Source organism: Vibrio sp. 1249-1, from assembly GCF_033340495.1.
Genome location: NZ_JAWOWJ010000324.1, coordinates 1 through 837, shown reverse-complemented (window position 1 = coordinate 837; position 837 = coordinate 1). Strand labels below are relative to the sequence as shown.

Below are 837 nucleotides of genomic sequence, written 5' to 3'. Positions count from 1 at the left end.
TTGATTGCGAATACCACCAAACCGAAACAGCCTTTGTTGATAACACCTTGCGTACCAATAAAAATATTCTCGCCACAACAATTCGAAGTAAATCCAGTGGGTCGAATCATTCGCCCCTTGGGTTTGTTCATACTGTTTGAGCATGGCATAAATCATTCTTGGCGACACACAACCAAGCGCAAGCCAAGGTGAAAATTTGGTGGAATACGCCATCCCGTCGAGTCCGTTGCGCGTCTCTTTATATGAGCTTGCCAAGCCAGAAGAAAAGTAACGCCGACAATGCGCAAGACCACTCCATTCTCCGCCAGAAAACAGCGCAGACTCATCAAAGTAAAAAGAGGATAAAGTTGGCAGTTGAGCGCCTTTTGGCATTGGTGGTAGGCGGCTCGGCGCATCTATTGGGTGGGCGATGTCTATCCCTTCAACGCACTTTCTAAACTGAGTAAAAGTCTCAGGTAGATCAGGCAACGTAACCGGCAGCTTGCTTTCGTCGAACAAACTGCGTACAGCGTGCTGAACAATGACAAGGTGTGGGTATTCATCTTGCAGCTTGTGCAATATGCTCTGTTCATCCGAGCCGGCCATTGCGTCTGCATAAAGATGAGTGACACTCAAATATTGAATGGCATATTTGAGGGCTTGATACGGGGGTATATCTAGCGTCCAAAGTCGCTGACCCAACTGGCCGAGTGCGTCATTCAGTTCGCACAAAGACGCATCGATAAATTTCTGCCTAGCTCGTCCGAGCGTTGCCTCCTGAGCAAAATGATGGAGAAAAGGAGTTACTGAAGGGCGACAATACAAGCAAACCAATTCATCCAGAAAAGATGAGGCATT

At 47.4% G+C, this 837-nt stretch carries 1 protein-coding gene; it reads right to left on the bottom strand.

What is annotated here, in order from left to right; translation table 11 throughout:
• Positions 1-837: DASH family cryptochrome (locus R7Z50_RS26135; RefSeq protein WP_318149560.1), on the bottom strand; the 837-nt coding region annotated here is incomplete at both ends.